Below are 26,494 nucleotides of genomic sequence, written 5' to 3' on the forward strand. Positions count from 1 at the left end.
GCGCGACGGGTCCCCTCATCCGAAAACGCCTGAACACCAAGGCCGCGAAGAAACCCGTCCTCGCGGCGAAAATCCGTGCAACCCCTTCGCCGTCCCACCGCATGTCTCCCCGGAGAAACCTCCAGACCAGGGGAGCACGATGCAGGGGACACAGGCCCAACCAGCACGCAAACGCGGCGCACTGATCGTCGTGGCGGCCGTCGTAGTCGTGGCAGCCGTCATCGCCGCGGTGCTGATTTTCTTCACCGGCAACGACAACGCCGCACAGCCGCAGCAGCAGACCGGCACCGCGCAGGTCGGCACCGGCGAGGCCGGAAGCAGCCAGGCCGGGAACACCCAGCCGGAACCCGGGCAGACCCCGGGCACCGTCAAGCTGCCCGGCGGCGGGCAGGCGAAGCTGATCCCCGAGGAGGTCGGCGCGGACGGCGCGCTGCCGATCCCGAAAAGCCTCGCCGAAGCGGCCTGGTGGGGATCCGGGCTCGGGGCCGCGCAAGGCGTCACGTTGCTGTCCGGGCACGTCAACTGGGCGGGCAAGTCGGGGCCGTTCCAGGAGCTCTGGAAGATGAAGGCGGGCCAGGTCGTCACCGTCACCGACACCGCGGGCAAGCAGTGGGAGTACAAGATCGACGAGGCGCGCACGATCCACAAATCGGATCTCGCCGCCGCATCCGCGAAACTCTTCGACCCCGAGGGCCCGCACCGGCTCGTGCTCGTGACGTGCGGCGGCGACTACGTGGGCGGCCAGGAGGGCTACGACGACAACCGGGTCGTGACGGCCTCTCCGCTCACCCGTTCGTGACCTCCGACCTGCGCGGAGGCCCCGGGAACCGGCCGGATACGCTGGACCTTCCGATAACTGACCCCGCATGCGTCCGGAGCGTGGAGTGCCCGCCAACAAAATCGAAACCGTCGTCAGTCTGTGCAAGCGCCGTGGCTTCGTCTTCCCGTCGGGAGAGATCTACGGCGGCACCAGGTCGGCGTGGGACTACGGGCCGCTCGGCGTCGAGCTGAAGGACAACATCAAGCGCCAGTGGTGGAAGACCGTCGTGCAGGGCCGCGAGGACGTGGTCGGCCTCGATTCCTCGGTCATCCTGCCGCGCCAGGTGTGGGTCGCCTCGGGGCACGTGAACGTGTTCACCGACCCGCTGATCGAGTGCCTCTCGTGCCACAAGCGGTTCCGTGCCGACCAGCTCGCCGAGGACTTCGAGGCGCGCACCGGCAAGACCACCACCGAGGACGACCTGTCCGAGGTGCCGTGCCCGAACTGCGGCACCCGCGGCAAGTACACCGAGCCGCGCGACTTCAACATGATGCTGAAGACGCACCTCGGCCCGGTCGAGACCGAGGAAGGCCTCGCCTACCTCCGCCCGGAGACCGCGCAGGGCATCTTCGTCAACTTCCTCAACGTGCAGACCGCCTCGCGCAAGAAGCCGCCGTTCGGCATCGGCCAGATCGGCAAGTCCTTCCGCAACGAGATCACGCCGGGCAACTTCATCTTCCGCACGCGCGAGTTCGAGCAGATGGAGATGGAGTTCTTTGTCGAGCCGGGCGAGGACGAGACCTGGCACCAGTACTGGATCGACGCGCGCACCGACTGGTACAAGGACCTCGGCATCAAGGCCGAGAACCTGCGCCATTTCGAGCACCCGAAGGAAAAGCTCTCGCACTACGCGAAGCGCACCGTCGACATCGAGTACCGGTTCGCGTTCAACGCCGGGCAGGAGTGGGGCGAGCTGGAAGGCATCGCCAACCGCACCGACTTCGACCTGACCACGCACTCGAACCACTCGGGCGTGGACCTGTCGTTCTTCGACCAGGCCTCGGGCCAGCGCTACCGGCCGTTCGTGATCGAGCCCGCCGCGGGCGTGGGCCGGTCGATGATGGCGTTCCTGGTCGACGCGTTCGACGAGGAAGAGGTGCCGAACGCCAAGGGCGGCACCGACAAGCGCACCGTGCTGCACCTCGACCCGCGGCTCGCGCCGTTCAAGGCCGCGGTGCTGCCGCTGTCGCGCAACGCCGACCTGTCGCCGAAGGCGCGCGACCTGGCCGCGCGGCTGCGCAAGCACTGGAACGTCGACTTCGACGACGCCCAGGCGATCGGCCGCCGGTACCGCCGCCAGGACGAGATCGGCACGCCGTACTGCGTCACGGTCGACTTCGACACGCTCGAGGACAACGCGGTGACGGTCCGCGAGCGCGACAGCATGAGCCAGGAGCGCATTTCGATCGACCAGGTGGAGTCGTACCTGGCTGGTCGCCTGCTCGGCTGCTGACCGACGCGAAAGCCCTTCCGGACGGCCCTTTCCCGCGCTGCGGGGGAGGGCCGTCCCGCGTTCAGCTCCTTAAGGCTGTGACGCGGACACGCTGCTGGCGTGTTTCCCCAGCTCAGCTGGCTCGATCCGAGTTAGCGCACGTCGCTGTGGGCCCCGGGCCCGGGTACGGAAGCCGGACTTCAAGACACGGCCACCTAGCGACAAATCGGGTATTTCGGTGCTATTGGCGTCCTTTGTGGACGGTCGGTGGGCCGAGGTCACGCGGCTTATGTCCCTGGCGTTCAGCCCCGGGCACCCCTGACACCTGTCACGGTCGGGTCGTGACGCTCGGCCTGCGTACCGGCCGCCTCGGCGCGGCAGGCTTCAAGCCATGGACAACACACAGGAAATCGCAGCGGGGGCGGCGATCCGGCTGGGCGGGATCGCGAAGCGCTACGGCGACGTGCGCGCGGTCAAGCAGGTCGACCTGACCATCGCGCCGGGGGAAGTGGTGGCGCTGCTCGGGCCCAACGGGGCGGGCAAATCGACCACCGTCGACATGATTCTGGGGCTCACCGAACCCGACCAGGGCACCGTTTCGGTGTTCGGCCAGACGCCCGCCGACGCGGTGCGCGCCGGGATGATCGGGGCGATGCTGCAGGGCGGAACGCTGCTGGACGACCTGACCGTGCGCGAAACCGTCGGTCTCGTCGCGAAACTGCACCGTCGTCCGATGCCGGTGCGGGACGCGCTGCGCAGCGCGGGCATCGAGGATATCGCCGACCGGCGGGCCAACAAGCTTTCCGGCGGCCAAAAACAACGCGTGCGGTTCGCGGTCGCGCTGGTGTCCGATCCCGATCTGCTCGTGCTCGACGAGCCGACCGCGGCGATGGACGTCGGCAGCAGGCGCGAGTTCTGGAAGTCGATGTACTCGTTCACCGACACCGGCCGCACCGTGCTGTTCGCGACCCATTACCTCGAAGAGGCCGAGGAATTCGCCGACCGGGTGGTGCTGATGCGGGCCGGGGAGATCGTCGCCGACGGGTCCGTCGCGGAGGTCCGCGCCCTCGCCGGAGGCCGCACGATCCGCGCGGTGCTTCCGGCCGGGGTCAGCGACCAGCTGGTCTCGACGCTGCCCGCGGTCACGTCCTTCGAACTGCGCGGCGAACGCGTCGCACTGTCCAGTTCGGACTCCGACACCACCTTGCGCGCATTGCTCGCCGCCGTCCCGGCCGTGCACGACATCGAGATCGGCGCGGTCGGCCTCGAAGGCGCGTTCCTTTCCCTGACCTCCGACGAAACGGAAGAAGCAGTCCGATGAACCCCGCCTACCTGGTCGTCGAAACCCGCAGGCTGTTCCGCTCGCCGCGGTTCCTGATCTTCGTCGTGGCCTTCCCGGTCATCATGTTCCTGTTGCAGGCCAACGTGTTCACCGACAAGTCCGCGCCCGACCACGTCGCGGTCGCGGGCGTGCTCATGGTCAACATGATGACATTCGGGACCTTCGCCGCGGCCACTACGAACGGCGCCCGGCTCGCGATCGAGCGGGCGGGCGGCTGGCAGCGGCAGCTGCGGCTGACCCCGCTGTCCGGCGCGGGCTACCTCGGCGGCAAAGCAGTGTCCGGGATGCTCGCCGGGCTGCCCGCGCTGGTCCTGGTCCCGGTCATCGCCGCGTTCTCCCAGGGCGTGCACCTCGACCCAGCGGGCTGGCTGCGGATCTTCCTCGGCATTTTCCTCGGCACCATTCCGCTGGTGCTGCTCGGACTGCTGCTGGGCCAGTTCGGCACGCCGGAGTCGATGCAGCCGATCAGCATGATCGTCACCCTCGGCATCGGTTTCCTCGGCGGGCTCTGGATCCCGCTCGAGGGCATGCCGTCCTGGATGCACGACGTCGCGCAGATCATGCCGACCTACTGGGTCCTCGGGCTGGTCCGGCCCGCGGTGACGAATCAGCTGCTCGTGAGCCTGCCGACGGCGATCGGCGTGCTGGGCGCGTGGACGCTGGCGCTCGGGATTGTCGTGGTCAGGCGATACCGTAAGGACAGCGCTCGGGTTTGACCGGGCGGGGAAGGAAGAACGACGTGTGGCCACTCGGCCGAGAGGCGACGACCGGCGACCCCGCCGCGCACCGGTTCGGGCTCAACGACCGGGCGTCCTGGTGGGACGATCCGCCGGTGCGCCCGGGACGCGGCCCGCACAAGATCGGCTGGCCGATCTTCGCCCTGGCGTTCGTGCTGCCGTTCCTGATCCCGGCGACCCGCGGACTGGTCGTGGACTCCGGGCCGCTGGGGATCCGGATCCTGCTCGGCGTGCTGGTCTACGCCTACTGTGCCTGCTACGCGGTGTTCCCCGCGGTCTTCGGCAAGCCCCGGCGGATGAAGCTCTGGTTCGGCGGGGTCATGCTGGTGCTGGGCCTGGCGTGCGCGCTCGCCACCGACGCCAACCCCTACGTCCTGCTCTACGCCACCGCCACGCTTGCCTTCCTGTTCCCGGCCGCGTGGTCGGTGATCTTCAACGGAACGGCGTTGGGCCTGCTGGTGCTGGTCCTGTGGCTGCGCGGGGACCTGTCCGAGCACGTCTCCGACGTGATCACGGTCGTCTCGGTCACGTCGGCGATGTTCTTCATGTCCAACCTGATCCGGGCGATCCGGCGGCTGGAGCTGGCGAACAAGGAAATCGCGACGCTCGCGGTGGCCAGCGAACGCGAGCGGGTCGCTCGCGACCTGCACGATCTGCTCGGGCACAGCCTCACCACGATCACGGTGAAGTCCGGGCTGGCGCGGCGGGTGTTGGAAAGCTCCGGCGACATCGACCGCGCGGTGCAGGAGATCCGCGAGGTCGAAGGGCTGAGCCGTTCGGCGCTGTCGGATGTGCGGGCGACGGTGACGGAGTACCGGGAGGTGTCGCTGCCCGCGGAGATCGCGGGGGCGCGGGCGGCGTTGCGCGCGGCGGAGATCGAGGCTGAGCTGCCGCACGCGGTGGACAACGTGCGCGCGGAGCTGCACAGCACGTTCGGCTACGTGCTGCGCGAGGCGATCACCAATGTGCTGCGGCATTCCGGTGCGAAGGCGGTCAAGGTGCGGCTGGGCCGCGACTGGATGGAGATCGAGGACAACGGCTGCGCCGAGGGGGAGGTCACGCCGGGCAACGGGTTGCGGGGGTTGTCCGAACGGCTGGCCGCGATCGGGGGCACGGTGACGACGCGGGCGCGGCCCGGGGGAGGATGGGTCGTCCGGGCCGAGGCCCCGGAGCCGAGCCCGGACGGAGCCGCCGTCGCGGTGCGGGCCGAACCCGCTGGAGGACTTGCGTGATCCGGGTGCTGCTGGCCGACGACCAGGCGATGGTGCGCGGGGCGCTGGCCACCGTGCTCGGCCTGGAAGCCGACATCGAAGTCGTGGCCCAGGTCGGCAGCGGCGACGAGGTGGTGGCCGCGGCGAAGGAAACGGCGCCGGACGTGGCGCTGCTCGACGTGCAGATGCCCGGCATGGACGGCCTCACCGCCGCGGCCGAGCTGAAAACCGCGCTGCCAGCGTGCCGCGTGATCATCTGCACCACTTTCGGCCGCCCCGGCTATCTCGCCCGGGCGATGGCGGCGGGCGCGGCCGGGTTCGTCGTCAAGGACGCGCCGCCGGAACAGCTTGTCGAGGCGGTGCGTCGAGTCCACAGTGGACTTCGGGTGGTCGATCCGGCGTTGGCCGCGGAATCGCTCGCTACCGGGACGAGCCCGCTGACCGCCCGGGAACGTGACGTGCTCAGCGCCGCCAAGGACGGGAGCACGGTCGCGGACATCGCGAAATCCCTTTTCCTGTCCGACGGAACGGTGCGCAACCATCTATCGTCGGCGATAGGGAAGACGGGCGCGCGCACCCGTGCGGAGGCGGTGCGGCTGTCCGAGGAACGCGGCTGGCTTTAGGGGCGCGCGGTTTCCCGGCGAGAACCTCGGTGCGGCGTGGGGTATGTGGACGCGCCGAAAGCCGCGCTGAGTGCCGTGAACGCCCCAGGAACGCCCCACGCCGCGTCGAGTGCGTTGGACGCGCCAAAGGCCACCTTGGCGTGCGAACGCGTCGAAGGCGTGACGGGCGTGGGGGAATGCACCCAGAACCGCGCGGTCTCGGGACATACTCAGAGTGGCATCGGGGCGCCTTCCCGGCACCCGGGAGCGGCTCTGCGAGGATGTCCGCCATGGACGCGTGGACAGGACCCACCGCGGGAAACTGGGTGCGCCGCATCGTTTTCGGTGTGGTGCTGGCCCTCGTCGCGGTCGTCGGCGGCACCGCGTTCCGGGTGTGGCAGGTCGCGCGCGAGAACGACCGGACGCCCGCGGACGCGATCGTCGTGCTGGGCGCCGCGCAGTACAACGGCAAGCCTTCCGAAATCTTCACCGCACGGCTGGAGAAGGCGCGTCAGCTGTACGCCGAGGGCGTCTCGAAGACAGTCATCACCGCTGGCGGCAAGAAAACCCGCGACAACTTCACCGAGGCGACCGCGGGCGCGCGCTGGCTGACCAAGCACGGCGTGCCGCAAACCGCGACGTTGCCGGTCGGCGAGGGCAATGACACCCTGCGCAGCCTCCGCGCGGTAGCCGATCAGGTGAAGGCGCGCGGCTGGCGTTCGGTGGTGCTGGTCAGCGATCCGTGGCATTCCTACCGGTCGCGGACGATGTCCGAGGACCTCGGGCTGGAGGCGTGGACCGCGCCGACGCACAGCGGGCCGATCGTGCAGGAGCGCTCGACGCAGGTCCGCTACATCTTCCGCGAAACCGGCGCGCTGCTGTTCTACGAGCTGACCAAGTCGCCCGCGGACGACCTGTTCGGCACGACGATGGGCTGAATTGTCGGTCCCCGCGCCTAAGCTGACGGGGTGAGTGACGGCTACCGCGAGCACGACCGCGCCCGCGTGCTGGCCGAGGAACCCAAGGGCGCGGCGCTGTCCGGCGCGCGGCCGGACGGGCGCAGCGCGTTCGCCCGCGACCGCGCGCGGGTGCTGCATTCCGCCGCGCTGCGCAGGCTGGCGGGCAAAACCCAGGTGGTCGGGCCGGGCGAGGGCGCGGAGGTCAGCGGCGCGCCGCGGACGCGGCTCACGCATTCGCTGGAGGTCGCGCAGATCGGCCGCGGCATCGCCGAGGAGCTGGGCGCGGACCCGGACCTGGTCGACACCGCGGGGCTGGCGCACGACATCGGGCACCCGCCGTTCGGCCACAACGGCGAACGCGCGCTCGACCAGGTGGCGCAGGCGTGCGGCGGCTTCGAAGGCAACGCGCAGACGCTGCGCATCCTCACGCGCCTGGAACCCAAGGCGGTCGGCCCGGACGGCGCGACGGCCGGGCTCAATCTCACCCGGGCGTGTCTGGACGCCACCACGAAATACCCGTGGCCGCGCCGGTCCGGGGAGCCGAAATACGGCGTGTACCCGGACGACACCACGGTGTTCGGCTGGATCCGCGAGGGCGCGCCGGGCCTTCGCCGGTGCCTGGAAGCGCAGGTCATGGACTGGGCGGACGACGTGGCCTACTCGGTGCACGACGTCGAGGACGGGGTGCTGGCCGGCCGGATCCGGTTGCGGCTGCTGGCCGATCCGGAGGAACGCGCGGCGGTCGCCGAGGCCGCTTCCCGGCATTTCTCCACGCTGTCGGTGTCCACTTTGGAGGGTGCGGCGAAGGAACTGCTCGACCTGCCGGTGGTCGCCGAGCTCGTGCGCGCGGAGCCGGACGGTTCGCTGCGCGCGCAGGTCGCGCTCAAACGGCTCACCAGCGAACTCGTCGGCCGGTTCGCCTCGGCCGCGGTCACCGGCACCCGCGCGGGCTACGGCGAGGGCCCGCTCACCCGGTACGCGGCGCGGCTCGCGGTGCCGGAGCAGGTCGGGGCGGAGGTGGCGCTGCTCAAGGCGCTGGCGCTGCGGTACGTGATGAGCGATCGCCGCCGGCTGGCGATGCAGGACGGGCAACGCGAGGTGATCACCGAGCTGGTCGCGGCGTTGTGCCGCCGCGCGCCCGAGGCACTCGACCCGCTGCTGGTGCCCGCGTGGGACGCGGCCTCCGGCGACGCGGCGCGGTTGCGGGTGGTGGTGGACCAGGTGGCGTCGCTCACCGACGCGCAGGCGTACGAATGGCATCGATGGCACACCGGACGGCACGGAACGGCGCCGCCTGCCGAACCGTGAGCCGCGGAACCACCCGTTCCGGTACGGTCGCCGCATGGCCCTGGACAGCCACCTCACCTTCACCCTGGCGTTGCACGGTGCGACCGCGCCCCCGGGGACCGACGCGTGCTTCTCGCCCTACTCGGCGGCGAGCGCGCTCGGTCTAGCCGAGCAGGCCGCGCGCGGACGCACCGCGGAAGAACTGGCCGCCGTGCTCGGCCGCGACCAGAGCGGGCTGCTGCACGCCGCGGCTGAGCTGGGCGACAAGGCCCAGCTGGCCGTGGCGAACACGCTCTGGGCCTCGGACCTGATCACCGTCGAGGACAGCTTCCAGGCCGAGCTCGTGCGCTGGCCCGGCGGCAAAGCCGAGACCGCGCCGTTCGAATCCGACCCCGAGGGCGCGCGCGAGCGGATCAACGCCGACGTGGACCAGACCACTCACGGGCTGATCCCGGCGCTGCTGCCCGAGGGCGCGATCGACCCGGACACGCGCGCCAGTCTGGTCAACGCCCTCTACCTGAAAACCGCCTGGCGACACCCGTTCCCGGAGCACGCCACCTCGGACGCCGACTTCCACACCCCCGACGGCGTGCGCCAGGTGCCGACGATGCACCTGGACGAATCCGTCGGCTACGCGCACGAAAACGGCTGGCAGGTCGTCCGGCTGACGGCCGAGGGCGGCGTCGAGACGGTGGTCCTGCTGCCGGACGGCGACCTCGACAGCGCCGAAGCCGCGCTCGACACGCAAGCGCTGCGCGGGCTGCTGGAAAGCCCGAAGCAGCACAAGATCCAGCTCTCGCTGCCCAAGATCTCGCTCGACGTGCGCTCCGACCTCGAACGGGCGCTGCAGGGCCTCGGCGTCCGCGAGTTGTTCACCGACGACGCGGATCTCACCGGTCTCACGCCCTACCGCCCGCTGTGGGTGGACAGCATCCTGCACCAGGCCGTGCTGCGCCTGGACGAACAAGGCCTCGAAGGCGCCGCCGCCACCGCGATCCAGATGCGCACTCTGTCGCTCATCTCCGGCGACCCGCTCGAAGTCCGCGTCGACCGGCCGTTCCTGCTGCTGGTGCGCCACGCCGAAACCGGTGCGGTGTACTTCTTCGCCCGGGTGGTGCGCCCCGCGTGAGCGTGTTCCGGCCCGAAGCAAACCCCGAAGCGAAACCCGAAGCACCGCCTCGCGAACCCGGCGAAGCCGCTGTCACCGCCGCTGAACCGCGGATGCGCCGGTCCTGGGCGGACGCCGGGATCATCGGCGCGTACCTGGCGTTCTCCGTGCTCCTGTTCGGCGGCTTGTGGGCCGACCTCGGCCAGGGCTACCTGTGGAACAGCGCGTCGGACCAGAACCTGTGGGAATGGTTCTTCGCGGTCACCGCGAAATCGGTGCAGCACCTGGAAAACCCGCTCACCAGCGGGCTGCAGAACTACCCGCTCGGCGTGAACATGATGGCCAACACGGCCATGCTGGGCCTGGGCATCCCGCTCACCCCGATCACGCTCGTGTTCGGCCCGACGGCCACCTGGGCGATCGCGCTCACCGGCAGCCTCGCCGGCAGCGCGGCGGCCTGGTACTGGGTGTTCTCGCGGCATCTCGTGCGGCACCGCGTGTCCGCGGCGATCGGCGGCGCGTTCGCCGGATTCGCGCCGCCGATGATCTCGCACGCCAACGCGCATCCGAACTTCGTCGCGTGGTTCCTGCTGCCGTTCATCGCGCTCAAGGTGATCCAGCTGGCGCGGGGCCAGCGCCCGGTGCGCAACGGGATCTGGCTCGGCGTGCTTACCGCGTATCAGATCTTCCTCGGCGAAGAGCCGCTGCTGATCTTCGCGCTCGGCTTCCTGATCTTCGCGGTCGCGTACTGCGCTTCGCGGCGTCACGAGGTCAAGGCGATGGTGCGGCCGGTGCTGCTCGGCGGCGGCATCGCGGTGGCGCTGACGCTGGTGGTCGTCGCGTTCCCGTTGTGGTGGCAGTTCTTCGGCCCGGACAGCTACACCGGGCTGGAGCACGGCCAGGTCGGCAACGACACCGCCGCGATGACCCGGTTCGCGACGCAGTCGGTGTCCGGGCAGTCGGAGGCGGCGGCCGCGGTGTCGCTGAACCGCACCGAGGAGAACGCGTTCTTCGGCTGGCCGCTGATCGTGCTGATGGTCGTGATCACGGCGTGGCTGTGGCGCGAGGTCGTGGCGCGTTCGCTGGCGATCTCGATGTTCCTGATGGCCTGGCTCTCGCTCGGCTCCGAGATCACCGTGCTGCACGAGAACACCGGCGTGCCCGGCCCGTGGAAGCTGCTCGCGGACCTGCCGTTGTTCGAATCGCTGCTGGAATCGCGGCTGGCGATGGCGTGCGTGCCCGCGATCGGCGCGCTGCTGGCGATCGCGACTGATCGCGTGTTCACCGCGGCCGGGAAGGGCCAGCTGAAGCTGCCGGTGCGGCTGATCTGGATCGGCGCGGTCGCGGCCGTGCTGCTGCCGGTCGCGCCGACCCAGCTGCTCGTGCAGAAACGCCCGCCGACGCCCGCGTTCTTCGCCGACGGCACCTGGCAGATGTACGTCGCGCCCGGCGGGACGGTCGTGCCGGTGCCGCTGCCGAGTTCGGGGGAGTCGGAGCCGCTGCACTGGCAGATGGACGCCGGACTGCGGTACGCGATGCCGGAGGGCTACTTCGTCGGTCCGCAGGGTCCGAACGACAAACGCGGCCGCTACGGCTCCTACCAGCGGCCGACCTCGACGCTGTTCGACCGGGTCCGCGACTCCAAACAGGCACAGGAAGTCACCGACGCCGACCGGAACCAGGCGATCGAGGACCTGCGCTACTGGAACGCCAGCGTGCTCGTGCTGATCCCGCGCGAGCACAGCGACGCCTACCGCGCCACGGTCGACCTCCTGCTGCGCAAACCCGGGCAGTACGTGGACGGCGTCTGGGTCTGGGATGTGCGCCCGATCACCGGGCACCGCTGACGCTGTCACGTCTCGAGCGGCTGTCCCGTTCCTCCCTCGAACCACTCAGAAGGAGGACCCGACATGCCTCGTATCCCGGTCAAACGAGCCACGGACAGCGGCCCGGTGCTGAAGCTCTTCTACCGGATCGCCGGGAAGCGGTACGGCGCGGTGCCGGAGCCGATGGCCGTCGTGGCGCACCACCGCGGGCTGCTGCGGACCAGCATCGCGCACGAGCTGATGGCGGAGAGGGCGTCGAAGCACCTGCCCGCCAACGTGCGGGAACTCGCTGTGTATCGCGTCGCGACGCAGATCGGCTGCTCGTGGTGCGTCGACTTCGGCACCATGCTGCAGCGGCACGACGGCCTCGACATCGACCGGCTCAAGCACATCGACGAGTACGCGACGTCGCCGTTGTTCACCCGCCAGGAGCGGCTCGCGCTCGCGCTCGCGGACGCGATGTCCGGCCCGGCCGTCACGGTCACCGACGAGCAGATCGCCGAGCTGGTGGCCGAATTCGGCGAGAAGGGCGTGGTCGAGCTGACGTATCAGATCGGCCTGGAGAACTCGCGGGCGCGGATGAACAGCGCGCTCGGCATCGTCGACCAGGGCTTCACCTCCGGCGACGCATGCCGAGTCCCGATCCCGTGACCGCCCGCCCGGGCCGGAGCGTCACTGCTCCGGCCGGGTGATGCGGGTGAGCTTCTCCGGGTTGACCTGGTCGTAGACGCCGACGATGCGGCCGTCGCGCACGCTGAACGTCTGCACGCGCTCGTCGAGGGCGAGGTAGCCGTCGACCGCGGGCAGCTGCGGCAGCCACAGGCCGAGGTCGCCGTTGACGAGCACCGGCCGCCCGTTGTCCATCGTGCCCGGCGCGTACTTCGCCAGTACGCCGAGCACGAAGCGGGCGACCTTGTCCTGTCCGACGATCATGCGGCGGCTGGTGCGCGAGCGGCCGTTGGAATCGCCGATCATCACCACGTCCGGGTGCAGCAGTTCGGTGACCGCGCGGATGTCGCCCGCCAGCAGCGCGACCACGAACTTCTCCAGCACCGGTTGCTGCTCGGCCAGCTCGAGCCGGGCGGGCGGATCGGAGTCTTCGACCGCGCGACGGCCGCGGGAGGCGTGCTGGCGCGCGGCCGCCACACTGCAGCCCAGCGCGTCGGCGATCTCCGCGAACGGCACCGCGAACGCGTCGTGCAGCACGAACGCCACGCGCTGCTCCGGCGTCAGCCGGTCGAGCACCACCATCGCGGCCATGCGCAGGCCGTCGTCGCGTACCGCAGCTTCGAGCGGGTCCTCGCTCGCGGGCGCGCCGAGCGGCGTGACGATCGGCTCGGGCAGCCATTCGCCCACGTACTTCTCGCGCCGCACCGCCGCCGAGCGCAGCCGGTCGAGGCAGATCCGGCCGACCACCGCGGTCAGCCAGCCGCGCAGGTCGCGGATCCCGGCGCGGCCCGCGTCGTCGAGCCCGGACAGCCGCAGCCAGGCCTCCTGCGTCGCGTCCTCGGCGTCCGCGCGGGCGCCGGTGAGCCGGTAGGCCGCAGCGATCAGGTGCGGCCGATGGGCGTCGAACTCGGCGGCGAACTCCTCGAGCGCTGTCGGTGTGCTCATGTCCCGAGTGTGCCGCACGGCGCGGGGGGAGGGAGAACTATTGTGGTTCCCGTGGCTGGACTGATTCGGGAGAGCGATATCGCGGAGGTGCGTGAGCGCAACCGGATCGACGAGGTCGTGGGGGAGTACGTCGCGCTGCGCCGTGCCGGCGGGGGCAGCCTGAAGGGCCTGTGCCCGTTCCACAACGAGAAGACCCCGTCGTTCAACGTGCGCCCCACTCACGGGACCTTCCACTGCTTCGGCTGTGGCGAGGGCGGCGACGTCATCAAGTTCATTCAGAAGATCGACCTCGTGTCGTTCGTCGAGGCGGTCGAGCGGCTCGCCGACCGGGTCGGCGTCCGGCTGAACTACGAGGGCGGCGGCGCGTCGGTGCAGCGCGACCGGGGCACCCGGTCCCGGCTGATCGAGGCGCACCGCGCGGCGGCCGAGTTCTACATCGAGCAGCTGGTCACCGACGACGCGCGGGCGGCGCGGGACTTCCTGTCCGAGCGCGGTTTCGACGCCGCGGCGGCCAAGCAGTTCGGCTGCGGCTTCGCGCCCGGCGGCTGGGACAAGCTCACCAAGCACCTGCTCAACCGCGGGTTCGAGGTGAAGGAGCTGATCGCGTCCGGCCTGTCGAAGGAGGGCCAGCGCGGCCCGATGGACCGGTTCCACCGGCGGCTGGTGTGGCCGATCCGCGACGTCGGCAACGACGTGGTCGGCTTCGGCGCGCGGCGGCTGTTCGACGACGACCGGATCTCGGCGAAGTACCTCAACACCTCCGAAACGCAGATCTACAAGAAGTCGCAGGTCATGTTCGGCCTCGACCAGGCCAAGCGGGAGATCGCGAAACGGCACCAGGTCGTGGTGGTCGAGGGCTACACCGACGTGATGGCGATGCACGCGGCGGGCGTGCCGACGGCGGTCGCGTCCTCGGGCACCGCGTTCGGCGAGGACCACATGAAGGTCCTGCGCAGGCTGATGATGGACGACGACGCCTTCCGAGGCGAAGTGATCTTCACCTTCGACGGCGACGAGGCGGGCCAGAAGGCCGCGCTCAAGGCGTTCGAGGGCGACCAGACGTTCGCCGGGCAGACCTACATCGCGGTCGCGCCGGACGGGATGGACCCGTGCGAGCTGCGCATCGCGAAGGGCGACACCGCGGTGCGCGACCTGGTGGCCCGGCGCACGCCGCTGTTCGAGTTCGTCATCAAGAGCATGCTCAAGCAGTTCGACCTGGATTCGGTCGACGGCCAGGTTTCCGCGCTGCAGAAGACCGTTCCGATGGTGGCCGCGATCAAGGACCGGGCCAGCCGGGACGGCTACGCGTCGAAGCTCGCCTGGTGGGTCGGCTGGCAGGACGTCGCGCAGGTGGTCAACCGGGTGCGCGGCGCGGCCGGAGCGGCGTCCCGGCGCGGACCGGCCGAACCGCAGCCGCGGCGGGGCGCGTCGCGGCAGGAAACCCCGGCGCCCGAACCGGAGAAGCAGGACCTGCCGCGTCCCGCGCCGAACGACCCGAGGTTCGTCGGGCAGCGCGAGGCGCTCAAGGCCGCGCTGCAGCAGCCCGCGATCGCCGGTCCGGAGTACGACTCGCTGCCCGAAGAGGCGTTCACGCACCCGGTGTACATCGCGGTGCACCTGGCCGTGCTGAAGGCGGGCGGGGCGGCGTCCGGGCTCACCGGGCCCGCGCTGCTGGACGCCGCGTCGGCGCACTGCCCGGAAGGGACGGTCCGCCGGGTGCTCAGCGAACTGGCGGTGGAACCGTTGCGCGCCTTGGGGGAAGTGGACTCGCGCTACATCTCCGGCGTGCTCGCGGGCGTGCAGGAGAACCTCGTCGGCAGGCAGATCGGCGAGATCAAGTCGAAGCTGCAGCGGCTGTCGCCGGTCGAGGCCCCGGACGACTACCGCGCGCTGTTCGGCGACCTGGTCGCGCTGGAGCAGTACCGGAAGTCGCTGCGCGAGCAGGCGGCGAGCGGGTGGGAGTGACGTGGGACTGCTGAACCGGTTCTTCGGCGGCGGGCTGCCCGCGGGGTTCCCCGGCACGCTGGACGAGGGCGAGGATCCGGTCGCCGCGGCGGCGGTCGAGGGCGGCGGGCACCTGGTCGTGACGTCGCTGGGCCTGTGGGTCCCGTCCGGCGACGGCACGACGCGGCGGGTCGGCTGGCACCTGGTGGGCAAGGCGACCTGGGCCGACGGCGTGTTCACGCTGACCGAATCGGAGGAGACCGGGCGAGCGGGCGCGGTCGCGGTGCTGGCCGACCGCGGGCCGGTGCGGTACCGGCTGCCGCAGCCGGGAAAGGTGCCGCAGCAGGTGCGCCTGCGCGTCGACGGCTCGGTGCGCGGACGGCACCGGCACGAGTTCCCCGAGGGCGGCGCGTGGTTCGTCCAGCGCAAGGTCCCCGGCCGCGACGGCGTGGAACTGCAGGTCCGCCCCGATCCGGGCACCGACCCGGCGCTGGTCGAGGCGGTCGCGGCGGAGGTCGCGGAGAAGCTGGCCAACCTCGGCGAGTAGCAGTACGATCGTACTCAGTACGTTTGTACTGTTACTCGGCGGGAGGCTGCTCGTGTGGGATCCGGCGAAGTACCTCGACTACTCCGACCTGCGCGGCCGGCCGTTCTACGACCTGATCGGGCGAATCTCGGCCGATTCGCCCCGCCGGGTGGCCGACCTGGGCTGCGGCCCCGGCACCCTGACCCTCGACCTGGCGCTCCGCTGGCCCGACGCGGTCCTGGAGGCGATGGACAGCTCGCCGGAGATGGTCGCCGCGGCCCGCGAACGCGGGGTGGCCGCCGAGGTCGGCGACGTCCGGACGTGGACGCCGAAACCAGACACCGACGTGGTCGTCTCGAACGCGGTCCTGCAATGGGTGCCCGGGCACCAGGACCTGCTGCGCCGCTGGGTCACGGAACTCCCGGCCGGAGCGGTCCTGGCGGTGCAGGTGCCCGGCAACTTCTCCGCCCCCTCGCACGCCATCAGCCGCCAGCTAGCCGCCTCACCTGAGTGGGCCGCAAGGCTGTCGTCTGTGTCGCTGCGAGCCGAAGACGCGGTCGGCGAACCTCGCGACTATGCGGACCTCCTCGCCGACGCGGGATGCCTGGTCGACGCCTGGGAAACCACGTACGTACAACAACTTTCCGGCCCGGGGGCAGTCCTGGAATGGATCACCGGCACCGCACTCCGCCCCATCCGCGCGGCCCTGACCGACGAGGACTGGGCCAAGTTTCAAGATGACTTGGCCCCGCTCCTCGACGAGGCCTACCCGCCCCGCCCGGACGGCACGACCTGGTTCGAATTCCGGCGGATCTTCTTCGTCGCCAAGATCCCGGGCTGATGTCGTACTGGAACACGAACGTCGCCCGCCATCCGGGCATCCTCCGCGCCGTGCCCGCCGGATGCGCGACCGCCCTGGACGTCGGCTGCGGAGACGGCCTGCTGGTGCGGAAACTGGCTTCCGCGGTGCGTTCGGTCACCGGGATCGACAAGTCGCCGGAGATGGTCGCTCAGGCCCGTTCGCTGTCCTCTGACACCTTCGTCGAGGGAGACTTTCTCTCCGCTGACCTCGGTGCCTACGACTTCATCTGCTCCGTCGCCACCATCCACCACCTGGACTTCGAGCCAGCCCTCGCCCGAATGCGAGACCTGCTGCACCCAGGCGGCGCGCTGGTCGTCGTCGGCCTGGCCCGCGACGCGAGCGTGACCGACTGGGCGGCGACGATCGCAGCCGCACCGATCGTGCGCACCGTGAAGACGCTTCGCCGAGCACATGGCCCAGACGGCATGCCAGCCATGCAGCCGCAGATGAGCTACCGCGAGGTGCGCACGACCGCGCAACGGTTGCTACCAGGAGTGCGGTACCGGCGGCACGTGCTGCGCCGATACTCGCTCACCTGGCAAAAACCGTCCTGAGCTGGGGCTTCTGCTGGGTTCTGCTGGGGCCCGCTCAGCCGTTCCCGCGCCCGAACTTCTCGCCGAGCTTCGCCCGCGCCACCCCCGCCGCACCCTGGACCATCGGATGGTCGACCAGTTTGCGGTAGGTGCGCACGATCTGCTCGTACCGTCCCCGGCCGGCCTTGGTGCCCAGCACGTACCCCAGGCCCACGCCCAGCAGGAACTTCTTCATCGGCGGCCACACCTCTTTCTCAGCAGGACTTCCGACTGTCCATTGTCCAACACAATCGGCTTCCGCGCGGAGTTCCCTCCGCCGGGCCGCAAGACCCACCCCCCTGTGCGAGGCCGGAACGACATGGGCTAAAGTTCTTCGTGTCAGCCCGGAGAGATCCGGACCGGCGGAGCACGATCCCCTGTAGCTCAACTGGCAGAGCATTCGGCTGTTAACCGGAGGGTTCTTGGTTCGAGTCCAAGCGGGGGAGCAAAGCCCAGGTCAGCGACCTGGGCTTTTTTGCTGTCTGTGAGCAGGGGCGATTTAGGGTCGATTTTGACAGTCGTCCAAGCGGTCGGCTGGCGGGGTCGCCGGTGGTGCGTCGCGGTTGCCGGGTGGCAGTTCGAAGCCGTGGGGCGGCGCTCCGCTTGGCTGCCATCGATCTTGGCGCGCTCGATATGTCGATTCGGTGCTGACGCGTGCATCCAGGGCCTGAGGCAGCGTCGGGTTGACGATCGAGTTCTGGGACCGAGCCAGGTGTGAGCAGACAGATTCAGGCTGGGCGGCCGTCGAGTTCGTTGCGGTTGAGTCGATCAATGCGGGCTACGGGGCGAAACGCCGCAGCGCTGGAAGAGTCATTGCCAGCGGCGTGCTGAAGCCGCGGACCGTGCGTCGTCCGGAGATTCTGTGGTCGGACGTCAACCGTCGTGGCAGAGACGCGCTCGGCGGCAAATATCAGCTTAAAAATTACCATAATCAGTTCCTGACACTACCGGACAATTTCCGGAAAAACCGTGATCCGCCGTTGGTGTATGCATGCCGAGGTGGCGATGCTCAATTCTTCACTCTCGTCCCGGCGAGCCCGAAAATTGCTCTCGGTTCCTGCGAGATCGTGAACGCGAACAGTGTGTGTCATCGCAGTGCGGTGCCGGGCAAGCTGTCACGGGGAGCCGACGACGGGCTCGTCGAACAGGGGGATGCCGCCGCGGAGTCGTTCGAGGGTTTCCAATGTGGCGTCGACGTAGCTGCGGCTGGGTTCGCGCGCGACGAGGGTCTGCGCGACGAGGCGGGCGCCGATCAGCACTCCGGCGAGGGTCACGATCTCGAGGTCCTCGTCGGAGCGGCCGAGTGCGGAGGCCAGCAAACACGCGGTTTGCTCGACGTCTCCCGCGCTGCGGGCCCGCGACGCGGCGCCGATTTCGGGCACGGTGCGCACGAGCCGCATGCGCAGTTCCTCGTCGGCGCGTTTCTGCTCGTCGAGTTCGGTGAAGGTGGCGCGCAACGCCTTGATCAGTGCGACCACCAGCGGGGTGCCTGCGGGGATCGCGGCGAGGGCTTTCTCGAACAGCGGGTCGACATCGTCGAATAGGACGACGTCTTCCTTGGTGGCGAAGTAGCGGAAGAACGTGCTGCGGGCGACCTCGGCCGCGCCGGCGATGTCTTCGACGGTCGTCGCCTCGTACCCGCGCTCGGCGAACAGGCGCAGCGCTTGGCGCTGGATCTCGGCACGGGTGCGCGCCTTCTTGCGTTCGCGCAGGGAGCTCACCCCGCAGAGTGTGGCACACCTCCGCGATAATAGGACTGAGTATCTTTTGAGACTCAGTCCTATTTTCTGTTAAGGTCGTGGCCATGGATACGGACACAGAAGTCACCGTCGTCGGAGCGGGCCCCACGGGTCTGGTGGCGGCGGCCGAACTGGCTCGGCGCGGCCGCCGGGTGAGAGTGCTGGACGGTGCGCCGGGCGCGTTCCCCGGTCCGCGCGGCAACGGCATCCAGCCGCGGACGCTGGAGGTGCTCGACCCGCTCGGGGTGACCGACCGCCTGGTGGCGCTGGGGACATTCGGGCTGCCGTTCCGCCAGTACGCGACGGATGGCGCCGTGCGGGAGCGGGACAGGCATCCTGGTCTCGACCCCACGCCCGACAAGCCGTTCGCGCGGCCGATGATCATCCCCCAATGGCGGACCACGCAGGTGCTGCGCGAGCGGCTCGCCGACTTCGGCGCCGCGGTCGAGCAGAACGCTCGCGTGGTGGCCGTCGAGCAGGACCGGAACGGAACCACTGCCGTGCTCGCCGATCGGAGACGCGTGCGTTCGCGCTATCTCGTCGGCGCCGACGGTGGTTCGAGCGCTGTCCGGCGGGCTCTCGGGGTCGGGTTCCTCGGCGAGACCCGCGACGAGGTGCGGATGCTTCTGGCCGAGGTGGAGCTGGACGGGCTCGACCGGGACCATTGGCACCAGTTCGACCTGGTGGGCGCCCACGGCGCCGGCTTCCTTTCCCTGTGCCCGATGCCGGCGAGCCCGACCTGGGCGTTGGGGCTGCGCTCGCCCGATCCGGGCTGGGAGGCGGACGACGCGACGCTGCACGCCGTGGTCGACGGGATCCGGCCGCGGGTGCGGCTGCGCCGGATCGGCTGGTCCTCGACGTGGCGGCTCAACGTACGGATGGCGGACCGGTTCCGCGTCGGGCGGGCATTCCTCGCCGGCGACGCCGCGCACGTGCACTCGCCCGCCGGCGGCCAAGGTCTCAACACCGGCATCCAGGACGCGGTCAACCTCGGGTGGAAGCTCGCCGCGGTTCTCGACGGCGCGGAGGAGGCTCTGCTGGACACCTACGAGGCCGAGCGCAAACCGGTCGCCGCGGAGGTTCTGGGGCTCTCCAGCGAACTCTCGCGCTACGTGCTCGAAACCGGTGCCATCGGCTACGCCGATCGACCGGCGGCACTGGCCCGCCAAGGCCTGCAGTTCGACATCAGCTACCGCGCCGATCCCGGGGAGCCTGGCCTGCGACCGGGCGATCGCGCCCCGGACGCCCCGCTCGGCGACACCACGCTGTTCCTGCTGCGCCGGCGAGCGGACTGGACGGTCCTGGCCTTCGACGGGACCGCGGAACCAGTCGTCGGCGCCCAGGTCCTCGACGCCGACGCGCTCGACGCCGACGGCTGCTTGCGCCGGGCCTACGAGCCCCTTCCCGGCGAGCGCGTCCTGATCCGCCCCGACGGTCACCTCGGATGGCGCGGAACCGGTGCGATGCCGGCGATCGGCACGAGGAGCGCCCTCGGACTGCCGCGAGTGCCCGCTGATCGCCAGGGTTGATCGAACCCCGCGCGGCATGGCACCCGCACCCGCCCGACCCGGACACGACCGGAACCTTCCGCGATGCTGGCTGGAAGCCAGGCCGTGGTCATCGAGCCGGCCAACTGGTCGGTGGCGCCGTGGCGGCGGATCGCTGCTGCTGGGTCCGGCGAGTCGTGCGGAGGGCGGTCGGAAGTCCGTTGTTCACGTGACTGAGGAAGGCGTCCTCGGGCGTCGTTCCCGGGTGTGCGGCGAACCCGGTGCTGTTCCCGCGCCGCCAGTGTAGCTTGGAATTCGTGACCGGGATCGGGCCCGCCGACGGCCATTATGCGATTGTCGTCGTCGACATCAAGGAATTCAGCCGTTTCCTGACCCGGCCGGCGCAAATCGAGGCGAGGACGGGCGTTTACCGCGCTCTGGAGACGGCGTTCGACCGGTCCGGTGTTCCGTGGGACAAGTGCCCGCGCGAGGATCGTGGCGACGGGGTGCTGATTCTGATTCCGGGTCAGCTTTCCAAGAATCCGCTCGCGGCGGCGCTGCCGGACGAGCTGGCGCGTGCCCTCGGCGAGCGCAATGGCCGGTTGCCCGAGTACGAGCGGATCCAGCTGAGGGTGGCGATGCACGCCGGCGAGGTTGCCGCGGACAGTCACGGCTACGCCGGTACCGCCATCAACCTCGCCTTCCGGCTGGTCAACTCGGCGCCGTTGCGCGGGGCGCTGGACAAGTCGTCCGGAGTGGTGGCGCTCGCGGTGTCGGCGTGGTTCTACGACGAGGTGGTCCAGCACATCGCGGCCGCGCGGCCGAAGTCGTACCGGCGCGTTCGCGTGGAGAACAAGGAAACCCGAAGCGACGCGTGGATCAGCCGTCCGGACGATTCCTACCCGGACCGGACATCCGACAGCGACCCCATTCCGGATCGGAATTTCGAGGAACGTTACGTCGATTTCGTCCGCGAGGACAACGCGGGTTTCGAGCTGTTCAAGGTCGCCCGGAGGCGCGGTCCGGCCGATTGCTCCTTCGACAAGTACTACGTCGTCCCGCCGGTCACCCGGCGGCAGACGGCGGTGCCCGACCCGGAGCTGACCGGTGCGGGCACGGACTCGGCCAATGCCATCGCCGACGCGCGCCGGGTTCTGCTGCTCGGCGGCGCGGGCGCGGGCAAGACGACGTTCCTGGCCTGGCTCGCCAACGACGTCGCGCGCCGGCACGACGAGGAGGGGCCGTGGCGCGGGGTCGTGCCCTTCCCGATCTCGTTGCGTCTGTTCGCGGAGACCGACCTGCCGAAGGACCCGGAGCTGTTGCTGGGCGCCGTCGCGCCCACGCTCGCCGAGGAGAAACCGGAGGGCTGGGCCGCCGAGCTGTTCGCGTCCGGCCGGGCGATGCTCTTGGTGGACGGGCTCGACGAGCTCGTGGCGGACCGGCGAGCGAGCGCTCGGCAGTGGGTGGAGACGCTGGTGCTCACCTACCCGGACGCGCGGTGTGTGGTGAGCACCCGGCCGTCCGCTGTGGACGACCAGTGGTTCGTCGAGACCGACACCGGGATCGGCCTGGAGCGGTTCGAGCTGCCGGAACTGAGCCGGCTCGGTCTCGGCAGGGTCATCGGCCGCTGGTTCGCCGCTGCTGCCGACCAGGAGCCGAGCGCCGAGCAGCGGGAGCTGCTGAGGACTTATCCGGAGCGGCTGCGGACGGAGCTGGAGGCCCGCCCGAACCTCCGCGGCCTGGTGTCCAGCCCGCTGATGGCCGGGCTGCTGTGTGCTCTTTACCGCGAGGACCAGTACCTGCCCCGGACCCGCCGCGAACTGCTCGACCAGGCGATCGACCTGTTGCTCACGCGCTGGGACGACACGGCGCACCGCGGGATGACGGTCGTCGACGGCGTCGACCTGGTCAAGGCGGAGAAGCAGATTCTGCTCGAGCGGTTCGCCTCCGCGATGGTGCGGCGCAACGAGCTGCTGGTGCCCCGATCGGAGGCGCTCGATCGGCTGGACGATGCGAAGAAGGGGTTGCGTGCGCAGGATCTCTCCTCCGGGCCGCTGCTGCAGCACTTGCTGGAGCGGTCCGTGCTGCGGGAGAGCCCGGCCGACCGCCAGATCCAGTTCATCCACCGCACGTTCCGCGACTACCTGGCCGCGGCTGACCTCGTGAAGCGGGGGCAGCTCGACGAACTGGCCGGCCACGCGCACGAGGACTATTGGTACGAGGTCGTCTTCATGGCCGCGGCGCGAGCGCGGGAAGGCGAGGTCGCCGAGCTGCTCGGCAATCTCTTGCGGCGGGCCCGGCGCAGCACCGACAAGGCCGTCGCGGACCGGCTGAAGCTGGTCGCCGCGGCGTGCTTGGAGTACGCCGACGTGGTGGATCCGCACAGCCAGCGCGTCGAGGTCGAGGCGGCGGCGCGCCAGCTGCTGCCGCCGGTCGACGTGCAGCAGGCGGAGATGCTGGCGAAGGCCGGCCGGTTCGTCGTCGGCCTGCTGCCGGGACCGGACGAGCTGACCGGGCCGAACCGGGACACCGCCGCCGCCGCGGTGCTGCGCACTCTCGCGCTGGTGGGCGGCGAGGAAGCCTGGCAGAAGATCCGGCCGTTCACCGCGATGCACCAGTCCACGGTCGTCAACGAGCTGCTGCGCGGATGGCGGGCGTTCGACTTCTCCGAGGCCTACGCCGCCGAGCTGCTGTCCAAAGTAGACTTCGGAGACCTGGTGCTGAACGTGCACCGGTGGGGGATGCTGCCCCGGCTGCGGCACCTGGCCACGCTGCGCGCGGTGAAGATGATCGGCGACATGGCGCTGGTCAGCGACCGCGACGGCCTCCGCCCGCTCGCCGCCGTGCCGCAGCTGCGGCGGCTGGAGATCGCGTCCAACGAGGTGATCCGGGACCTGCGTCCGCTGGCGGACTGTGCCGCGTTGCGAGTGCTGACCATTTCCGCGTACAGCGCGCTGCGGGATTTGTCCGGCCTGAGTGGGTCCTCGGTCGAGAAGCTCCGCCTGCTCACGATCGGCAAGACGGTGCGGGCCTATCCGGCCCTCGGCACGCTGGCCGGGACCCCGCTGCGTTCCCTGTCGCTTCGGCATCCCGGGCTTTCCGAAGGCCTGCATCCGATTCCGGCCGGGCTGGCCCTGACCGAGCTGGCGATCCACAACCGCCCGGAGAGCCGGTCGCTGCTGGGCATCGAGCGGTTGCCCTCGCTGGAGAAGGTGACGGTCAGCGGAGTGCTGCTGCCGGACGAGGTCGAGGCCCTGGGCGAACTGCCCGCGCTGAGCCGACTCGTGCTGCGCGACCCGTATCCGCTCGACGACCTGGCCCTGCTGCGACCGCTGGCCGACCGGCTCCACGTCCTGGAACTGCGCGGGGTGGACCAGGCGGACGCCCGGATCGCGGCGAAGGCCGTCGGCGACGAGCTCGCCGCGAAGCTGCGCAATTAGGCTGCTCGGGCGGAATTCGCGGGTCGATCGCGTTCCCGGTTCAGCGAGTCGTGAGATGGCGGCCGGCGTGGGTGACGCCGGGCTCGAGGATTGCCTCGGCGGCCGGGTCCGGGATCGATGCTGCTGACTGGCGCAGGGGATTCTTGCGCCGCTTCATTCCTCGGGGGATGCCGCCGGGTCGCGGATGGTGTGCCAGAGCGCGTAGAAGGCGGAGTCGGGGATTCTGGTGAGGCCGGGCTGGTCGAGTCCGAGGGGCTGGTCGGTGAGCGTGCCGGAGTCGTCGTCGAGGTTCTGCCACCAGTAGCGGTGGGCGGTCCCGGTGGAGCTGATGTCGATCTGCTTGACGGCGACCGTTTCGTGGTCGGCGGTGACGGTTTCCCAGAGGCAGCGGGCGCCCGGGTCCGCGAGTCCGTCGTCGACGTACTCGAAGCAGGACCGCGGGCCGGGTGTCTCGTCCAGCGTCCGGTACCAGGTGACGGCGGCCCGGAACGCGGTCTCGGTCTCGGCGGACCAGCCTCTGCGGGCTGCCAGCCGGCGGTAGCGCTGTTCGACATCGGCGGGGAGGCTGGCCATGATCGGATTGTGTCAGGCCTGCGTGCCGCGATGCGGGACCGGGGAGGCGGTTCCACGCGGCCCGCTGCCGCCCCGCAAGCCTCGGGTACGCCGGAGAGCAGGACTCGAATCCGCGGACGTCACGGGAATCGACCTGCGTGAGGTCCTCGGGCACCGCGTCCATCAGCGTCTCGTTCGCGGGCTCGCCGAGCCGGTATCCGGAGTTGCGTTTCTCGCCGATGATCCGGAATCCGGCGCGTTCGTATGCGGTGATGGCGCGCTTGTTCGGCGAGAGCACCGAGAGGCAGACGCAGCGCAGCGCGGCGAATCGGCGGCGCACTACCGGTACGCGCAGCAGTTCCCGCAGAACACGATTCCGCGCAACCCGGCCAAGTACCAGTGCGACGAGTATCCGTTCAACACCACGCAACAGGGTGCGGCGCGTGGCGACGGGCGATTCTCGGTGCAGCGCATCTCCGGCCCCGACAACGAGGCTGCCGGCACGTGGCTGGGTGCGTGGTACTCCTACGACCGCATCCTGGACAGCGACGACTTCTACGTCGACGCGACACCGTGATCGTCGGGGTGCGGGCTTCTCAGGGCCCGCGCCCCGCTCATCGCCGTTGCAGCCAGAACTGCAGCACCCAGTGCTCGACCACCTCGCCGGTGTAGGGCAGGTCGCCTGTTCGCCGGGCGTCCTGCCTGCCCCGGCACAGCACCCGGATCCCGTAGACCCCGGGACCGTCCAGAGGCAGTGTCCGCTCCGAGACCCCGGACGCGACGAAAGCCAGCCGGACCACCCCGGAGGTCATCGGGATCCGGTCCTCCCACGCGGTGTCCCAGCCGTCGGCGGCGGCTGCCGGGACACCGTCCCAGAACTCCAGCCGCACGCCCGCGCGATGGGCGGTGCCGCCGCTGCGGAGGATGGCCCCGTTCTTGCCCGTGAGCAAGGTGTCCGGGGAGCCGAGCGCCAGCCAGCCTGGTTCGCCCGGTCGCACCCGCTCGTCGTCGATGAGGCCGAACTTGCCCCACTCCACATCCGCGAAGTCGTCCAACGACGACACCAGGCTCGCCACAGCACCCTTCCGGCACTCTCGAAGACTGTCAGGCCCGCCCGCCACGATACGGCTGCGCCGCGGGCGTGGCTCCCCGCGGAACGCGTGCTTGCCGCAGCCAACAGCGCAACGCCCGACGGACGCGGGCGTCCCGGCCCGCCCGCGGTGTCGGCGAGATCGGTTCCCGTCCGATGACAGTAAAGCCGGAGCAAGTCCGTGGTGGCACGCCGAACTGCGGCGACCTCACGACGATCCCCTCGGGTGTACCGACCGATCCGGACGAGGAAGTCCGAGACTGCAGCGCAGTGGACGGTGCGGCGCGGGGATCCGTCAGTTGCCAAGGTCGTGGCGGCTCGGCGTCATGGTAAGAACACGTTCTCGATGACGGGTTCAGATCCGCCAGCGAGCGCGGACGATCCCGTCATCGTCTGGTCGCACGGCCACGAGCAGTGGGTTGTGGTCGTCGGTGGTGTTCGGCAGAAGGATCGCCGCGCGGACGCCTGCCAATGCCTCGGCCAGGCCCGCCCGGTCGTCGCCGTCGGTGTGGAAGCTGTGGATTCGGCCGTCCGCGTGCTCCACGACGGCCTGGCCGGTGAAGTCCGGTGACATCGTGCGCAGCACTGCTGGAATATCAGTCGACAGGTCCGGCCACACGTACAGGAGGGCGCGCGGACCGAGGTCGGGCACCGTGGTGTCGGCTGTGAGTCGATGCCAACGAGAGTAGCTACCGACGAACTGCTCCTCCAGCAGCACACTGTCGTGCCGTGCCGCGAGCGCCGCTGCCTCGGCCCAGAACGTCGCGTCCGCCGGACGCGACTCGTAGGGCCCGTCGCCATCCGGGTCGTAGGGCGATCCGTCCAGCGGTTCGACGAACAGACCGCTCGCGGTGGTCAACGCGACCGCACGTTCGCACGGTTGCGCGCTTCCGATGTACAGGTACTGGTCGTAGCCGACATGGACGAAGAACCGGTCCTCGGATTCGAGCCGGCACCACGCGCCGTTGTCCCTCAGCATGGCGCGCACCAGTTCGCGCCCGAGGTCCAGGGTGACCCGCGCGCCGTCGTGGTAGCCGGTGAGGTCTGGCGGGAACAGCCCATGCAGCCCGTGGCCGTCGAGGGGCGATTCCACCCCGAAGTGAACAAATCCGCTGACCGCGGGGTCGCGGATAGTCAGCGAGGTCACGCCGGTGTCCTCGGCGAACGCCGTCACGGCGGCGAGGTAGGCGGCCTCCACCGGACCGTGGTCGCTCACCACGTCCTCGGACCCGCGGTACGCGCCCCGGTCGTCACGATCGGCCGGATCGTACTTGGTGATCCGGCAGACGTGCGATGTGCTCATGATCGGCTGAGGTGCCCTTCGGAAGCGCAAGTGATCCGTTC

24 protein-coding genes and 1 tRNA gene are annotated in these 26,494 nt (G+C 70.2%); 19 read left to right on the forward strand and 6 right to left on the reverse strand.

The annotated features are described in order from the left end of the window. The first annotated feature begins 139 nt into the window (after positions 1–139). The 11 genes from ABZX37_RS07350 to ABZX37_RS07400 all read left to right on the forward strand — a co-directional run bounded on the left by ABZX37_RS07350 (position 140) and on the right by ABZX37_RS07400 (position 11,975). Complete coding sequence (locus ABZX37_RS07350; protein ID WP_354736916.1) at positions 140–799, forward strand: class F sortase; 660 nt, start codon at positions 140–142, stop codon at positions 797–799. 85 nt (positions 800–884) lie between these two features. Continuing rightward, complete coding sequence (locus ABZX37_RS07355) at positions 885–2,273, forward strand: glycine--tRNA ligase (RefSeq protein WP_354736918.1); 1,389 nt, start codon at positions 885–887, stop codon at positions 2,271–2,273. 370 nt (positions 2,274–2,643) lie between these two features. After that, positions 2,644–3,573, forward strand: a complete 930-nt coding sequence (locus ABZX37_RS07360; RefSeq protein WP_354736920.1) for an ABC transporter ATP-binding protein — start codon at positions 2,644–2,646, stop codon at positions 3,571–3,573. Further along, the gene (locus ABZX37_RS07365; protein WP_354736922.1) at positions 3,570–4,310 is read left to right on the forward strand and encodes an ABC transporter permease; all 741 of its coding nucleotides are present in this window, start codon (positions 3,570–3,572) and stop codon (positions 4,308–4,310) included. Before ABZX37_RS07360 ends, ABZX37_RS07365 begins: the two co-directional genes overlap by 4 nt. A gap of 23 nt (positions 4,311–4,333) precedes the next feature. Beyond that, positions 4,334–5,563, forward strand: a complete 1,230-nt coding sequence (locus ABZX37_RS07370; protein WP_354736924.1) for a sensor histidine kinase — start codon at positions 4,334–4,336, stop codon at positions 5,561–5,563. Beyond that, the gene (locus ABZX37_RS07375) at positions 5,560–6,165 is read left to right on the forward strand and encodes a response regulator transcription factor (RefSeq protein ID WP_009080931.1); all 606 of its coding nucleotides are present in this window, start codon (positions 5,560–5,562) and stop codon (positions 6,163–6,165) included. Before ABZX37_RS07370 ends, ABZX37_RS07375 begins: the two co-directional genes overlap by 4 nt. A 260-nt stretch (positions 6,166–6,425) precedes the next feature. Further along, positions 6,426–7,082 (forward strand): YdcF family protein, encoded by a 657-nt coding sequence (locus tag ABZX37_RS07380; RefSeq protein WP_354736926.1) that lies wholly within the window; start codon positions 6,426–6,428, stop codon positions 7,080–7,082. Between the two features lie 30 nt (positions 7,083–7,112). After that, positions 7,113–8,411: a deoxyguanosinetriphosphate triphosphohydrolase gene (locus tag ABZX37_RS07385; protein ID WP_354736928.1), complete on the forward strand. Its 1,299-nt coding sequence runs from the start codon at positions 7,113–7,115 to the stop codon at positions 8,409–8,411. Positions 8,412–8,445: 34 nt separating this feature from the next. Beyond that, a complete protein-coding gene (locus ABZX37_RS07390) occupies positions 8,446–9,519 on the forward strand; it encodes a serpin family protein (protein WP_354736930.1) in 1,074 nt (357 codons plus the stop codon). A 92-nt stretch (positions 9,520–9,611) separates the two neighbouring features. Then, positions 9,612–11,345 (forward strand): glycosyl transferase, encoded by a 1,734-nt coding sequence (locus tag ABZX37_RS07395; protein ID WP_354737199.1) that lies wholly within the window; start codon positions 9,612–9,614, stop codon positions 11,343–11,345. Between the two features lie 63 nt (positions 11,346–11,408). After that, entirely contained in the window at positions 11,409–11,975 is a 567-nt protein-coding gene (locus ABZX37_RS07400; protein ID WP_354736932.1) for a carboxymuconolactone decarboxylase family protein, read from the forward strand. A 21-nt stretch (positions 11,976–11,996) separates the two neighbouring features. Here ABZX37_RS07400 and ABZX37_RS07405 read toward each other — a convergent pair whose 3' ends face one another. Continuing rightward, on the reverse strand, positions 11,997–12,938 hold the full coding sequence (locus tag ABZX37_RS07405) for a sigma-70 family RNA polymerase sigma factor (RefSeq protein WP_354736934.1): 942 nt from the start codon (positions 12,936–12,938) through the stop codon (positions 11,997–11,999). 42 nt (positions 12,939–12,980) lie between these two features. Here ABZX37_RS07405 and dnaG point away from each other — a divergent pair, with 42 nt between their 5' ends. The 4 genes from dnaG to ABZX37_RS07425 are packed head-to-tail and all read left to right on the forward strand — an operon-like array spanning position 12,981 to position 16,824. After that, entirely contained in the window at positions 12,981–14,903 is a 1,923-nt protein-coding gene (gene dnaG, locus ABZX37_RS07410; protein ID WP_354736936.1) for a DNA primase, read from the forward strand. A gap of 1 nt (position 14,904) precedes the next feature. Continuing rightward, positions 14,905–15,429 (forward strand): hypothetical protein, encoded by a 525-nt coding sequence (locus ABZX37_RS07415; protein WP_354736938.1) that lies wholly within the window; start codon positions 14,905–14,907, stop codon positions 15,427–15,429. A gap of 52 nt (positions 15,430–15,481) precedes the next feature. Then, positions 15,482–16,249: a trans-aconitate 2-methyltransferase gene (locus tag ABZX37_RS07420; RefSeq protein ID WP_354736940.1), complete on the forward strand. Its 768-nt coding sequence runs from the start codon at positions 15,482–15,484 to the stop codon at positions 16,247–16,249. Continuing rightward, positions 16,249–16,824 (forward strand): class I SAM-dependent methyltransferase, encoded by a 576-nt coding sequence (locus tag ABZX37_RS07425; protein WP_354736942.1) that lies wholly within the window; start codon positions 16,249–16,251, stop codon positions 16,822–16,824. The genes ABZX37_RS07420 and ABZX37_RS07425 overlap by 1 nt, the downstream gene beginning before the upstream one ends. A gap of 34 nt (positions 16,825–16,858) precedes the next feature. Here ABZX37_RS07425 and ABZX37_RS07430 read toward each other — a convergent pair whose 3' ends face one another. After that, entirely contained in the window at positions 16,859–17,038 is a 180-nt protein-coding gene (locus ABZX37_RS07430; protein ID WP_116204675.1) for a hypothetical protein, read from the reverse strand. Between the two features lie 177 nt (positions 17,039–17,215). Here ABZX37_RS07430 and ABZX37_RS07435 point away from each other — a divergent pair. Next, positions 17,216–17,288 (forward strand) — tRNA-Asn (locus tag ABZX37_RS07435). Positions 17,289–17,957: 669 nt separating this feature from the next. On the opposite strand, the gene ABZX37_RS07440 is transcribed toward ABZX37_RS07435, so the two are convergent. Beyond that, on the reverse strand, positions 17,958–18,563 hold the full coding sequence (locus ABZX37_RS07440; RefSeq protein WP_354736944.1) for a TetR family transcriptional regulator: 606 nt from the start codon (positions 18,561–18,563) through the stop codon (positions 17,958–17,960). A gap of 83 nt (positions 18,564–18,646) precedes the next feature. On the opposite strand from ABZX37_RS07440, the gene ABZX37_RS07445 reads away from it, so the two are divergent. Together ABZX37_RS07445 and ABZX37_RS07450 are read left to right on the forward strand one after the other, a co-directional pair. Further along, the gene (locus ABZX37_RS07445; RefSeq protein ID WP_354736946.1) at positions 18,647–20,110 is read left to right on the forward strand and encodes an FAD-dependent monooxygenase; all 1,464 of its coding nucleotides are present in this window, start codon (positions 18,647–18,649) and stop codon (positions 20,108–20,110) included. A 275-nt stretch (positions 20,111–20,385) separates the two neighbouring features. Further along, complete coding sequence (locus tag ABZX37_RS07450; RefSeq protein ID WP_354736948.1) at positions 20,386–23,508, forward strand: NACHT domain-containing protein; 3,123 nt, start codon at positions 20,386–20,388, stop codon at positions 23,506–23,508. Between the two features lie 153 nt (positions 23,509–23,661). Here ABZX37_RS07450 and ABZX37_RS07455 read toward each other — a convergent pair whose 3' ends face one another. Then, on the reverse strand, positions 23,662–24,081 hold the full coding sequence (locus ABZX37_RS07455) for a hypothetical protein (protein ID WP_354736950.1): 420 nt from the start codon (positions 24,079–24,081) through the stop codon (positions 23,662–23,664). On the opposite strand from ABZX37_RS07455, the gene ABZX37_RS07460 reads away from it, so the two are divergent. Further along, positions 24,080–24,637 carry a hypothetical protein gene (locus tag ABZX37_RS07460; RefSeq protein ID WP_354736952.1) on the forward strand — a complete coding sequence of 186 codons (558 nt, stop codon included), beginning with the start codon at positions 24,080–24,082 and terminating at the stop codon, positions 24,635–24,637. The genes ABZX37_RS07455 and ABZX37_RS07460 overlap by 2 nt on opposite strands. A gap of 37 nt (positions 24,638–24,674) precedes the next feature. On the opposite strand, the gene ABZX37_RS07465 is transcribed toward ABZX37_RS07460, so the two are convergent. Beyond that, entirely contained in the window at positions 24,675–25,136 is a 462-nt protein-coding gene (locus ABZX37_RS07465) for a hypothetical protein (RefSeq protein WP_354736954.1), read from the reverse strand. Positions 25,137–25,505: 369 nt separating this feature from the next. Further along, entirely contained in the window at positions 25,506–26,453 is a 948-nt protein-coding gene (locus tag ABZX37_RS07470; protein ID WP_354736956.1) for an RNA-binding protein, read from the reverse strand. Positions 26,454–26,494 lie beyond the last annotated feature (41 nt).

This window comes from Amycolatopsis sp. NPDC004079, assembly GCF_040610415.1.
Lineage (GTDB): Bacteria > Actinomycetota > Actinomycetes > Mycobacteriales > Pseudonocardiaceae > Amycolatopsis > Amycolatopsis halotolerans.

Bases quoted from the DNA above. Each gene is read 5' to 3' on its own strand.
- ABZX37_RS07365 (WP_354736922.1), top strand. From the start codon at position 3,570: ATGAACCCCGCCTACCTGGTCGTCGAAACCCGCAGGCTGTTCCGCTCG.
- ABZX37_RS07470 (WP_354736956.1), bottom strand. From the start codon at position 26,453: ATGAGCACATCGCACGTCTGCCGGATCACCAAGTACGATCCGGCCGAT.
- ABZX37_RS07445 (WP_354736946.1), top strand. From the start codon at position 18,647: ATGGATACGGACACAGAAGTCACCGTCGTCGGAGCGGGCCCCACGGGT.
- ABZX37_RS07400 (WP_354736932.1), top strand. From the start codon at position 11,409: ATGCCTCGTATCCCGGTCAAACGAGCCACGGACAGCGGCCCGGTGCTG.
- ABZX37_RS07350 (WP_354736916.1), top strand. From the start codon at position 140: ATGCAGGGGACACAGGCCCAACCAGCACGCAAACGCGGCGCACTGATC.
- ABZX37_RS07430 (WP_116204675.1), bottom strand. From the start codon at position 17,038: ATGAAGAAGTTCCTGCTGGGCGTGGGCCTGGGGTACGTGCTGGGCACC.
- ABZX37_RS07460 (WP_354736952.1), top strand. From the start codon at position 24,080: ATGATCGGATTGTGTCAGGCCTGCGTGCCGCGATGCGGGACCGGGGAG.
- ABZX37_RS07395 (WP_354737199.1), top strand. From the start codon at position 9,612: ATGCGCCGGTCCTGGGCGGACGCCGGGATCATCGGCGCGTACCTGGCG.
- ABZX37_RS07380 (WP_354736926.1), top strand. From the start codon at position 6,426: ATGTCCGCCATGGACGCGTGGACAGGACCCACCGCGGGAAACTGGGTG.
- ABZX37_RS07390 (WP_354736930.1), top strand. From the start codon at position 8,446: ATGGCCCTGGACAGCCACCTCACCTTCACCCTGGCGTTGCACGGTGCG.
- ABZX37_RS07360 (WP_354736920.1), top strand. From the start codon at position 2,644: ATGGACAACACACAGGAAATCGCAGCGGGGGCGGCGATCCGGCTGGGC.
- ABZX37_RS07405 (WP_354736934.1), bottom strand. From the start codon at position 12,938: ATGAGCACACCGACAGCGCTCGAGGAGTTCGCCGCCGAGTTCGACGCC.
- ABZX37_RS07425 (WP_354736942.1), top strand. From the start codon at position 16,249: ATGTCGTACTGGAACACGAACGTCGCCCGCCATCCGGGCATCCTCCGC.
- ABZX37_RS07455 (WP_354736950.1), bottom strand. From the start codon at position 24,081: ATGGCCAGCCTCCCCGCCGATGTCGAACAGCGCTACCGCCGGCTGGCA.